Source organism: Mucilaginibacter terrenus, from assembly GCF_003432065.1.
GTDB lineage: Bacteria > Bacteroidota > Bacteroidia > Sphingobacteriales > Sphingobacteriaceae > Mucilaginibacter > Mucilaginibacter terrenus.
The window spans coordinates 217101-229528 of the sequence record NZ_QWDE01000001.1 but is presented as its reverse complement, the minus strand read 5'-3'; the positions used below and the strand labels follow the sequence as shown (position 1 = coordinate 229528).

General features: G+C 44.8%; 10 protein-coding genes. 5 read left to right on the top strand and 5 right to left on the bottom strand.

Annotation, left to right across the window (positions count from 1 at the left end; translation table 11 throughout):
* Nucleotides 1-7 precede the first annotated feature (7 nt).
* Complete coding sequence (locus DYU05_RS00970) at nt 8-1072, top strand: oxygenase MpaB family protein (protein WP_117381123.1); 1065 nt, start codon at nt 8-10, stop codon at nt 1070-1072.
* A 32-nt stretch (nt 1073-1104) separates the two neighbouring features.
* Nucleotides 1105-1785: a MarR family winged helix-turn-helix transcriptional regulator gene (locus DYU05_RS00965; RefSeq protein WP_117381122.1), complete on the top strand. Its 681-nt coding sequence runs from the start codon at nt 1105-1107 to the stop codon at nt 1783-1785.
* An 87-nt stretch (nt 1786-1872) separates the two neighbouring features.
* Here DYU05_RS00965 and DYU05_RS00960 read toward each other — a convergent pair whose 3' ends face one another.
* Nucleotides 1873-2526: an NAD(P)-dependent oxidoreductase gene (locus DYU05_RS00960; protein ID WP_117381121.1), complete on the bottom strand. Its 654-nt coding sequence runs from the start codon at nt 2524-2526 to the stop codon at nt 1873-1875.
* A gap of 235 nt (nt 2527-2761) precedes the next feature.
* On the opposite strand from DYU05_RS00960, the gene DYU05_RS00955 reads away from it, so the two are divergent.
* Complete coding sequence (locus DYU05_RS00955) at nt 2762-4417, top strand: gliding motility-associated C-terminal domain-containing protein (RefSeq protein ID WP_117381120.1); 1656 nt, start codon at nt 2762-2764, stop codon at nt 4415-4417.
* 17 nt (nt 4418-4434) lie between these two features.
* On the opposite strand, the gene DYU05_RS00950 is transcribed toward DYU05_RS00955, so the two are convergent.
* The 4 genes from DYU05_RS00950 to DYU05_RS00935 all read right to left on the bottom strand — a co-directional run bounded on the left by DYU05_RS00950 (nt 4435) and on the right by DYU05_RS00935 (nt 8196).
* Nucleotides 4435-5565: a TIGR03364 family FAD-dependent oxidoreductase gene (locus tag DYU05_RS00950; RefSeq protein ID WP_117381119.1), complete on the bottom strand. Its 1131-nt coding sequence runs from the start codon at nt 5563-5565 to the stop codon at nt 4435-4437.
* A complete protein-coding gene (locus DYU05_RS00945) occupies nt 5562-6851 on the bottom strand; it encodes a DUF5690 family protein (RefSeq protein ID WP_117381118.1) in 1290 nt (429 codons plus the stop codon). The genes DYU05_RS00950 and DYU05_RS00945 overlap by 4 nt, the downstream gene beginning before the upstream one ends.
* Nucleotides 6841-7539 (bottom strand): HAD-IA family hydrolase, encoded by a 699-nt coding sequence (locus DYU05_RS00940; protein WP_117381117.1) that lies wholly within the window; start codon nt 7537-7539, stop codon nt 6841-6843. Before DYU05_RS00940 ends, DYU05_RS00945 begins: the two co-directional genes overlap by 11 nt.
* 72 nt (nt 7540-7611) lie before the next feature.
* Nucleotides 7612-8196: a helix-turn-helix domain-containing protein gene (locus DYU05_RS00935; RefSeq protein WP_117381116.1), complete on the bottom strand. Its 585-nt coding sequence runs from the start codon at nt 8194-8196 to the stop codon at nt 7612-7614.
* Nucleotides 8197-8358: 162 nt separating this feature from the next.
* Here DYU05_RS00935 and DYU05_RS00930 point away from each other — a divergent pair, with 162 nt between their 5' ends.
* Together DYU05_RS00930 and DYU05_RS00925 are read left to right on the top strand one after the other, a co-directional pair.
* Nucleotides 8359-8958 carry an HDIG domain-containing metalloprotein gene (locus DYU05_RS00930; RefSeq protein ID WP_117381115.1) on the top strand — a complete coding sequence of 200 codons (600 nt, stop codon included), beginning with the start codon at nt 8359-8361 and terminating at the stop codon, nt 8956-8958.
* A gap of 234 nt (nt 8959-9192) precedes the next feature.
* On the top strand, nt 9193-12414 hold the full coding sequence (locus DYU05_RS00925) for a SusC/RagA family TonB-linked outer membrane protein (RefSeq protein WP_235853928.1): 3222 nt from the start codon (nt 9193-9195) through the stop codon (nt 12412-12414).
* Nucleotides 12415-12428: the final 14 nt, after the last annotated feature.

Here is a 12428-nt window from a genome sequence, read left to right as displayed (position 1 = left end):
ATACAGTATGCTTAAAAGCAACCCCTACCCGGATAATGTACTTGCGGCAAAACGGCTACAGGGAGATAACGCTGCCGACAATTTTATTGCCGGTGTATTTGCCAATACAGAAAACAAAAAGGCTTTATATGAATGGCTGGGCACTTTAAGCCATAACACGCAACTATTACACCTGCCAACCCTGTTTGCTAATGAGCCTGTACTAACTACAGCCGCTACCCTGCCGCATTGGGCCAATACCAGGATGATGCAAAGGGGTTCGGTGTTCTTTATTCGCCATTCCGAAACTATAATGAACCTCCTGGGTTTGCTTTCCCTACCATATTGTTACACAGCAGCCAATGGCGCAATGGTGCTCTATTTGTCTGACAGGATGCGGAGCGATACCACCAAACGACTTTACGAAACGGCCGCCTTTGTTTGGGAGGTGATGGCACCAGATGCTTTTGCAAGTACAGGTGAAGGTTTTGCCAGTATCTTGAAAGTGCGTTTAATGCACGCCGCCGTTAGGTTTTATACCTACAAAAGTGGCCGTTGGAACGATGAATGGGGCACGCCGGTAAACCAGGAAGACATGGTCGGCACTAATTTGTCGTTTTCGTTATTGGTAATGCGCGGCCTTAGAAAGCTGGGCATCACCGTGGGTAAAGAAGATCAGGAAGGTTTTATGCACTTGTGGAATGTGATAGGCGCGCTATCCGGATTAGATGAGTACCTGCTACCCGGTAGTGTTAAAGAAGCACAGATACTGGATACCATCATCAGCAAAAGACAATTTTCTTCTTCAGCACACGGAGAAGAGTTAACATCATCATTAACAAAACATATAACCGGCGTTAACAACACGGGTGCCTCGGCAAATGATATTTTAGGCTTGATGCGCTACCTGCTTGGTGCGCCTGTAGCCGACATGCTGAAGATAGATGCACCTGAGCTGCCGTCTTACAAAATACAGTTGCTAAAGCTGACTAACCTTGTAAAAGGATTAAAGCCTGTGGGCAACACTAACCTGGCTTACAAAGAGGCATACAGCCGGTTTAAGCAGCAGAGCCCTGCCGAAGCTTTAACTTAACCCCGAATACGTACTTTATAAATGTTAGCTCAATGAAATCGTACAAACTTATACACGAATTGATTTCCATGGTTGAAAAGCTGGAAACAGAGAACAACGGCGTAGAGGTTTCCTTACATGATTTCGCGGGATTTTTGGTAAACCAACTGGAAACAACAAGCTTATACACCAGCCAGGCCGATGCGCGGTTTGGAGAACAGGAACAACAAGCGCAGCAACTTGCCTACCAACTGGACAACAGCATAGGCCGCTTATTTGTTTATATGAGCCGCTATGCAAAATCTTACATTAAGAAAGCGCTTGAGGGAACCCCTTTACAAAGTGGCGAAGATTTTACCTGTTTGGCCATATTGCTTACGCATGAACAGCTTTCCAAATCGGACCTGATAAGCCGTAACCTGCAGGAGAAAACTTCGGGCACGGAGGTGCTAAGGCGACTGATAGGTAATCAATTGATAACGCAATGGGATGATACTGGCGACAAACGCGGCAAGTGTGTTGCCATAACCGAAAAAGGGAGGCAGTTGCTTTACCAGGTATTTAATGAAATGAACCATGTTGGCAAGATGATAGGCGGCAATTTAACCATTGCCGAAAAGCTTTCGCTACGGTACAAATTACAAAAGCTGGAGAACTTTCACCACCAGCATTATCAACACAAAACGATAACGAACAAAGCAGCTTTAAAGGAAGTTACAGCCCAACTTGTTTAATGGCGGGGTTGGAGTCGTGGGTTCGAGTCCCAGCGGGACCAGCATTTTTGAGCGGACTTGTTACATACAGCGGCAATTGTCCGCCCGTTACCACGAAATTGCAGGAGCTAAACGTAAAAACGTGTTTTCTTCCAATATTTTTACCGCAAACCTGGCTACATCCAGCCGGCTTATAATAATTGAGGGCTTATCCTTACGGTTAAGAATAACTTTAATCTCTTTTTTTGCTTTTGAGTTTATAAGACCCACGGGCCTTACAGCGGTCCAGTCGAGATCAGATGCTGCAAGTAAGTCCTCCTGCCTGCCGTGATCCAGGTAACCATATTTAATGTTACTATAACGGATTGTCCACCTAAACCACCAGGGTATATCGGCCATGGTTTCGTTAACGCCCCAGGCCGACAGGACTATAACCCTCTTTAGCTTCATTTCTTTTGCAATAGCGATAACGTTTTTTATAGTTGCGGACATTAATAACTCAGGTGTGCGCAGCCGGGACCATGGAAAGTCGCTATACCGGGAGATGTTCAATGCGCTAATTACTGCATCGCAGCCGTTCATTGCCGAACGCATTAAAGTTTCATCGAGCGTAGATCCCTCAAAAACGGCAAGCACAGGCGAGTTTATCGATATCTTATTTTTATTGCGTACGATTACTTTAACAGCATGCCCCCTGGCTAATAACTCACTGAGTATTAACTTACCTGTGCGCCCTGTACCCCCTAACAAAAGTACTGTCATGTTTAAAGGTAATAATTATATGACAAATGACCAACGCGACACGACGCATGGACGCTAGTCTTTAAGATTAAGGCTAATTATCAGCAAACCAAATTATTATACTATATTTATAGCACCCATTGTAGCCGCTGCCTGTACCTCCTTAAAGAGAATCATTGTAGTTATTGTATTTGCCGTTTAAATAAAAAACAAACATAGTAGCGACAATTTAAGCCGGTAGGCGAAGTGAACACCGATGAAGTTTTTTGCTGTTGTATTATCGATAATCTTTTCGCTGGTTTGTTTTACAGCCGAAGCGCAAAACATCGGTTTTGAGAAAGGCAACTTCGACAACTGGGAATTTGCCGTCGGAACGATAGACACAGCAGGTATCATAACAACTACACCAACCATCGCGGTACCCGGCAAGTTTGAACTGCTAAAAAATACCAATGACGGGATGATCGATCTCATAGGCGGCTTCTCTGTATACTCCCCCAACGGCAGCAAATACTGCATGAAATTAGGTAACATTGATCAAGGTAATGGTGTGCAACAAGCATCTTATACTTACAATGTGCCGCCAGAAGGTGCAAGCAGTATTATACTTAACTACGCGGTAGTACTGGTAAACCCGGGCCATCCGCCCAATCAGCAGCCCAGGTTCACCGTGAAAATTTACAATGTAACCGATGGTAAGTATTTGGCTTGCCCGGCGTTTGATTTTATATCCTCCTCAGATCTTCCCGGCTTTAAATACAACAGCGATGGTGTGTTTTACAAAGACTGGGCTACTACTTCTATAAACCTTACAGGATTAAACGGGAAGCAGGTACGCATGGAGTTTACTGTAAACCACTGCCCGTTTAAAGAACATTACGGCTATGCCTACCTGGACATTAATGAGGATATAGGTTCGCCTATAAAGGGTAATATCTACTGTGCTGATCAAAAAGATGTGACACTTACCGCCCCTCCCGGCTTTAAAACCTACACCTGGTACACTGCGGACTTCTCGAAAGAACTAGGCACCGGGCAGGTAATTAACTTATCGCCGGCACCGGCCGACCTTACCAGCGTGGCGGTTACTATTACGCCTTACAACGGCCTGGGTTGTACCGACACCTTGTACAGCACCGTGAAGAAAATAGCAGAACCATTTAACTTTGTAGTACAAAAAGATATAAACGTTTGTCCCGGCTCGCCTTTAGACCTAACAAGGCCTGAGTTCAAAGCAGGCAGCAGCAGCGGGCTTACTTTCCGGTATTTTGCCGACGAAGCTGGATTGATCCCGTTACCTTCTCCATCAGAGATTACTGCTGCCGGCACTTACTACATCAGCGCGGTAAATGCAGGTGGTTGCAGCGGTATATTACCAGTAAACGTAACGTTTAATGCGCCGGAACTAACTATAACCGATCCGCCGGCTGTTACATTCCCGGCGACTGTTTCTATTTTAAACAGCTATAATCCGCAAGCGGGAGTAAGTTACTCATACTGGAAAGACCCTTCGGCCACTATTGCTCTTGATGATGCCTCTGCCCTTACACAAAGCGGAACTTATTACATTAAGGCCGAGCTATTAGGCTGTACAGCTATAAAGCCGGTTAAAGTTACCATCTTACCTCCACCGCCCTCTATTATAGACGCTCCTACCGCTTTCACGCCTAACAACGACGGTGTAAACGACTGCTTTAGGTTTTATGTTAAAGACTTGGTGTTTGGGTCACTGGAGATATTCAATCGCTACGGAACTATTGTTTACCGAACAACAGCTCCTGACTGGTGCTGGGACGGTAATTCAGGCAAGCAAGCGCTCCCGGCAGGCACCTATTATTGGGTATTCCATGGGATAGACGGATATTCCCGTAAACCGGTGCAAACAGCATCGTACATAACGCTGATAAGGTAGATTTTGATTATTTCTGACTAGTCGAACTTTGCCGCGATAGTTTGTTCACAAAGGCCAAACGATAACGTCATGCCGTTGCCCCCCAGTCCGTTTATGATGGTAACGCTGGGTTCCGGCTGGTGGACAAATTCCGTTTCGCCGTTTGTCATTTTTGCATACGTCCCGTTCCATGTTTGTATAACCTGTTGGTTTTGCAACTGTGTAAAGGTGGCAAGATAATCCAGGATCATTCGGTTGATGAAATCTTTATCGAACGGATCATGCACCAGGCCATATTCATGAGAATCGCCCACTGTAAGCTCACCTAAATGGTTTTGACAAACCATTACGTGTATACCCCATTTCAACTGTTCCCCATACTGCTCCTCATAACGTGCGCGCAAGGCAGGTAAGCTTGCTGCCGATTTAAAACCAGGATAATGTATCATAGACAAGCTACCGCAAAGCGCGGGGCCGATTCGCTGGTTTGCCGGTTGCGCAGCTAATCTCAGCATCTGCAACTTGCACTTAGTGATGGCGGTAGCCGCAAAGAGTTCCGGGTATAAGGTTTCAAACTCAACGCCGCTGCAAATAAATATTTCATCGGCCTGCCAGGTGCGTTCGCCGGTAGTTACCGTAGTGCTGCTTACCCGGCTTACTGCCGTGTTCCAGTAGAACTGAACGCCGTATTTCTCTGACAAATGTTTTGCAACAGCGCCAATTGCATCGCGAGCTTCAACTATCATTTCGGTACCGCTCCAAAGAGCGCCTTTAAGCCCGTTAGTGTTCACCGCCGCCGACTTGTTTAGCGCTTGTTGCGGCGTTAATAAGCTTACATCTCTTAGTCCGCTGTTAATGGCTGCGTATTGCTCCATTACTTCCAGCTCGTCGTCATGGTAGGCCAGGTGCATAGATCCTACCTCATCATGCCAGATACCAGCCTCGGCACATACCTGTTTCCATATACTTTTTGACAGCATTGCCCGTTCGAACAACGTGCCCGTAGGCTGCCCTATTGGCCATACCATTCCAAAGTTGCGTATTGAAGCGCCAACAGCACGCTCATTACGTTCAAAAACGGTTACATCGTATCCTCTAACGGCCAAGGCGCGCGCTGTTGCAAGGCCAACTATGCCAGCACCTATTACTATGGCAGACGGTCTATTCATAAAGATTTAGCAATGATCTGAGCATCTTTTCGGTAAGATCTCAGGAAATAAATAAGTGAAAACACACAGCTTAGTCCGCCAATCAGCGCGACCGCTATCAAGCCATCTTTAAAAAGATCGCTCCAGCTTACAGTTGGGTTGCCGAGCTCTTTTATCAGCAGTACCGTTACGCTGCCAAGGTATCCCACAGAATCGGCAACATAGATGAGGAAACCAACATTACCTTTGTAGTGGAATGTAGCGATCATACGCTCAAAAAAAATAGCATTGTAAGGTACGTAACCCAGATAAAGGCCAAGGCCGGCCAACGTCATCCAGCTTACAGGGCCTATTATACTCATGCTAAACATAACGGTAGAAATACCAGCAATGGCACATCCTAAAATGATCATCAAGTGTATTAGCGTAAACGCCTGTAAATTCTTCTTCACTAAAACCAGCAGGCCCATAGCCGCTAAAACCATTATGGATATGGGCGTGTCAATCCGCGCGAAAATGTTTTTATCAGTTACGCCCAGGCTGTGCCATATCTCCACGTTGAAGTTATCCCGTACATCGCGCATAACGGTAAGTATCACGTAAATGATGATGGTTAACACCATTCCGGGCCAAAAACGGGCAAGAAATACCTTTCGTTCTTCGCTGTTCATGGGCAGGCGCTCGGTACGCAGCTGCTTATCCTCAACTGTTGGCGATGGCATCAGCTCCAGCAAGAATACAAACAGTATCAATGGGATAATAAACATAGCGCCGGTTACAAATGGCATGTAGTTTTCACTCACTCCATAGTTAAGCATCAGCGTTTGACCAACTGTCTTTACAAATCCAGATCCAAATATAAAGCTGATAGAAAGCACCGCTGCCATGAACTCTGTAGAACGCCTGCCTTCTATATACCCAAACACCAAACCCCATATCAGCCCAAGCGGAAACCCGTTTATAAATAAGAATATGATATTATATGGCCTGGGGGTTACGGCAAATAAAAGCAACGCCAGCCATGATATACCCACAAGCAATATAATGGTCTGACCTCGTTTGGCTTTTATCTCGGCAATAAACCTGATCCCATAAAACTTGCTGAACATATAACCGAAAATCTGCGCAATCACCAGCCAAACCTTAAAGTCGATATGCAGGTACTGGTCGCCTGCAAAAGTAGCTGCGGTAAAAGCCTTGCGAAACGCGTACATAGATGTATAAGCCCCAAATGCCGAGAGTGCAGCCATAATGGTTACGGCGCTGTACGGCCATTTGGCAACACGTTGTTTAAGCTTAAGCAGCATGCGGCTCGTTTATGATCTTTTGCACATCTGCAATATCGTCAATTATGTGTGTAGGATGATAGGGCTGTAATTGCTCTTTGGTAAAAGCGCCTGTAGTTACGGCTATTACATATCGGCAGCCAACGTTCTGGCCTTCGCGGATATCTACCTCTGTGTCTCCAACTTTAGCCACTTCTTTTGGGTCTGTTATGCCAGCCTGCTGCATCATGATGCTGATCATTGCAGGGTCTGGGCGGCCTTGTAGCACTTCGTCAGAACATACCATGTAGTCGAACATGCCTCTCTCGCGCCAGCGCAGCTTGGTTATAATGTTTTCGGCTATTTCCCGCGAGAAACCCGTATTAATACCAATTTTCTTACCCTCAGAACGCAAAGCCAGCATTGTTTCCTCTGCATTTGGAAGTGGTTTTAGGTCTGTCGCATCCTTATAGTACTGAACCATTGATTGCACAAAATCTCGGTGTATATTACCAATTAGCTCGCCGGTTATCTTGCTTTTATCTGCTTCGTTTTCAAGGAGCATTTTTTCTATAGCAACCTTTTTTTCATAGCCCATGATAGGATTAATCTGCTCGATAGCAACATTATAGCCGTATTTAGCCATAGCAGTTTTGAAAATGGCTGTTACACCATTCTCATCAGCAACCGTGGTTCCGGCCATATCAAAAACAACAAGTTTGATAGACATGTTAAAACATTTATGTTTAGCAATATTAAACTATGTTTATTAAAATTAAACCAACACAATGTTAAAATATTTTTAAGAAAGTAGGTCAGCTTCAAAAAAGTACACCACCAACATGCGGGCTACATTTTTCCCAATGTTTTTAGGTGTATGTGGGGCACGACCATCAAACAGCATAGAGTCGCCCTCGTCAAGCACATACCTATCTTCACCAAACTGGTATTCTATTTTACCACTTAGTATGTATTTATATTCAAATGCTTCGGTTTGTACCTGCGGGCGGTGTGCATCCGTATCCAGTTCAAGCAATACTATATCTACTGTAGACCCTTTTATTGACTGTGTAAAAATACGTTTGTAGTAAAAGCCCGCTGCGTCCTCCTTTTCAAATCCTTCGTATTCCTGCTTACGCTTTATAATAATGGGATATGGAGTTGTTTTGGAACGGATATCTTTAAAAAACACATTTAAATCTATATCCAAGGCCTTTATAATATCTATTAATACAATGAGCGAAGGAATGGTGCGGCTGTTCTCTATTTGTGATATTAATCCTTTACTCACATTGGCTTTGTTGGCCAGCTCTTGTACGGTAATATTCTTTTCACGCCGCCTCTCCTTTATCCGGTTGCTTATTTGTATCAAAACATCATCTTGCATCTGTGCGCTTATAGTTGGTTGGCGGGAAAGTAGAAATTATATAAAAAGCAAACAAGAAAAGGTTTACAATATTGATTGTTAAATAGCATAAAGTTGTATTTTGTATAAATATTACGCTGGTTTAATACAGGCGTAACACTAACCCTCGTCATTTGCCCTATTATGATAGATCCTACTTTTCACCGCGCGCCGCAACTCATCACCGATAAAGTATTTGCCTTGTATGAACTGCATGGCGATGAGGATTACATTGGCGAACCCGTATCGCAACTAGAGCATATGGCGCAGGCAGCATTGCTTGCCAAAGAAGAAGGATATGATGATGAGGTGGTACTGGCTGCATTCTTCCACGACATAGGCCATTTATGTGCTGCCGAAGGAGAGGCAGAAAGCATGGATGGTTTGGGGAATGTTGACCACGAAAAACTTGGGGCCGAATATTTGTTGAACCTGGGGTTTTCGTCCCGGGTGGCCAGCCTGGTGCAAAGCCATGTTGTAGCCAAACGCTATCTTACCTTTAAATACCCCGACTACTATAATAAGCTATCACCTGCCAGCAAGGGTACGCTGGAATTCCAGGGAGGGGTGATGACTGCTGAAGAAGCGGCTGCTTTTGAGGCTAACCCGGACAAAGATCTCATTATCCGTTTCCGGCACTGGGATGATGAAGCAAAACTGCAAAACCTTCCTGTTAGTAATGTACCTGAGCTAAAGCAGATGACCATTAAGCATCTAGCTGCACAACTATCAGAAAGGCACTAATGTTAACTATGTTTAACTTAAACATATAGCTTACATTACCATTTCACCTACGTCTTAACCTTGTTTCAACATACCTTTAAGGTTTACTTAACTTAAACTTAGTTTATAAATAATAAACAAAGTTTAGTATTGCTGCTGACAAATTCCAACTAATCACATTAGAATTTTTGTAAGCAGATGAAACAAATTTACCCCCATTTTAAAAGGTTTGCTATGCTACTGTTATGCAGCCTTATGCCGCTTATTTTGTTTGCACAAAACAAGATTACCGGTACAGTAAACGACGAAAACAAACAGCCGCTGCCTGGTGTAAGCGTAATGCTTAAAGGCACCACGCAAGGCACCACTACTGATGTTTACGGCCGTTTTATTATTACAGCCAGCCCCGGCCAGGTGCTGGTATTTAAATTTTTAGGCTTTGCACCCCAAGAGGCTACGGTTGGCACCGGCACAACCATGGTAGTTAACCTTACAGGAGACAGTAAGGCCCTCAACGAAGTTGTAGTAACCGCACTCGGTGTAAAAAAAGAAACCCGCCGTGTAGGTTACGCGCTGCAAACCGTAGCTGGTGAAGACCTAACACTGGCACGCGACCCCAATCCTATCACCGGCCTTACCGGTAAAGTAGCCGGCCTTTCGGTAGGTCCGTCTGCAGAGTTACTCGGCGCGCCAAGTGTGCGCTTACGCGGTAACGCCATTTCATTGTACGTGGTTGACGGGTTTCCTATTAACACCGACACTTACAACATCAGCCCGGACGACATAGAATCGTATACAGTACTTAAAGGCCCTGCTGCAGCGGCTTTGTACGGTAACCGTGCATCGTATGGCGCTATTCTGATCACCACAAAAAAAGGCAACAAAAACAAAAAAGGTTTAACTGTGGATGTTAACAGCTCAACAGTAATAAACTCTGGCTTTCTTGCATTTCCAAGAGTACAAAAATCTTATGGTGCAGGTGAGAACACTTTTTACCAGTTTGTTGACGGCAAGGGCGGTGCACCGGGCGGTGTAGACGCTGATTACGACGTATGGGGCCCGTATTTTAACGGACAATTGATACAGCAGTATGATAGCCCTGTTATAAACGGCATTCGGCAGGCAACTCCGTATACCGCGCGTGGAGCAAACAACCTTAACAATTTCCTGCGCACCGGTTACCAAACCAACAACAACGTTGCTTTAAGCGCTAACGGTGATAACTACACTGTGCGTTTTTCGGCTTCACAGCAACACCAAAACAGCTATATTCCGGAACAATACCTGGATATTGCCAATGCAAATATCTACGCATCTTTCAACCCAAACCCGCGCTGGAAATTTGAGGGCAACGTAAACTTTAACCGTCAAACTACAGACAACTTTCCTGACGTACAGTACGGCCCTAATAGCTTAATATACAATTTAGCTGTATGGACCGGCGCAGACTGGGACGTAAACGCGCCGGACATTAAAGCCATATGGCAGCCCGGTAAAGAAGGTATTCAGCAGCAATTTGCCGAGTATACCCGTTACCATAACCCGTGGTTCATGGTTAAAGAATGGACCCGCGGTCATTACAAAAACAATACAACTGGTTACTTATTGGCTAACTACAAGATCAATAATAACCTGAATGCCACTCTTCGTTCACAAATAGATACTTACAACCTGCTGCGTACCGAAAAAATGCCGTTCTCGGCACACCCTTACGGCCGTGAAGGTAACGAAGGTGACTACCGTGAAGATCGCCGGGACCTGTTCGATAACAACACCGAGTTGATGGTAAACTATGATTATACCATCAAAAAGTTCCTGAACCTGTCGGGCTTGGTAGGTGGTAATATGCGCAACCTAACCTATAACTCTAACTGGACATCTACCGATTACCTGAACGTGCCGGAAGTGTATTCTTTCAGCAACTCAAAAAACCCGGTGCAGTCTACCAGTTTCAATGCGGATATGCGTGTACTAAGCGCTTACTACTCGTTAGATGCAACCTTCGGTAAGTATGCTACTATTTCCAGCACAGGCCGTATAGATAAATCTTCGGCTTTCCAGGTACCAACCACCTATTATTATCCAAGTGTATCAGTAGCTACAGTGATATCAGACTACGTTAAAATGCCGGAGTTTATCTCCTTTCTTAAAGGCAGGGCTTCGTTCTCTAACATCCGTTCAGACGCAACCTCTACAACAATTGGCCCTGCACCGTTCAACTCCATTACGGTGTTTGGTGGCAGCACGGGTTCTTCGTTATTCACCAATCCACTTGGTTACGGCTCTACCTACAACTCGCCGTACAATGGGCCGGATTACTCATTGGCAACATCGTACAACATCAGCAAACCGTACAACAGCCAAACCGCAGGTTACGCATCAGATTACCTGTACCAAAATGGCATTAAAACCTCTACCCGTGTAAACTACGAAGAAGGGTTTGATATTAAGTTCCTGCAAAATCGCTTAGGGTTTTCCGGTACGGCTTTCCAATACATAGATGGTCCAAGGATCTTGCCTAACGTGATATCAACAGCAACCGGTTATAATATTGAGTATCTGAACGCGCTAAAAACTAAAAAGACCGGCTATGAAGGATCGCTCAGCGGTACACCATTTAAAAACCCGGATGGTTTCTCATGGAATGTATTGGCCAACATCTCAACCTTTAAGGAGGTGTATAAAGAGCTACCTGAAGGACAGGATACTTATGCTACATTCTTTGCAGCAGGAGACCGTACAGATAAATTATACGGAAGTGCATTTGTGCGCAATCCACAAGGCCAGATCATTAACGATGCTGCCGGCAAACCGCTTATTAATCCTGTTGCACAATACCTTGGCAACATGAACGCCAAGTTCGCCTGGAGTATATATAACAAATTTGAGTACAAGAACTTTAGCCTGGGCGTACAGTTTGATGGTTCTGTAGGCGGCGTTATTGTAGACTACATGCACAACAAGACCATGCGTGGCGGTGCTAACGCAGAAACCGCCGAAGGTGCGCTGGGCGCAGCCCGCTACCAGGACTGGTTAAACTTTGGTAAAGCAGGTTATAGCGGTACTTACGTTGGCGAAGGTGTTGTTATATCAAACAATGCGTCTATCAACTACGACTCTAAAACCGGTGCGGTGCTTAACTATAGCGCTTTGCAGTACGCACCTAATGTTACAAAAGCTTTTGTGCAGGATTATGTAAGTAAGTACTACAATGCGGACGAAGCCAACCTGATGAGCAAAACTTACACCAAATTGCGCGAGGTAACACTAAGCTTTGCATTTCCTAATAAAGTAGTTGAGAAAACTTTCATAAAGAAGGCATCAGTTACTGTATATGGCCGTAACCTGCTTTATTTCTATAAAGATAAACGCTTTAAAGATGTGGATCTGGATCAGTATAACTACGCTACCAGCTTAACGGGCCTGCAATCGCCTACTGTACGCAGCTTTGGCCTTAACCTAAATGCATCATTCTAACAAAGAGGACCAGC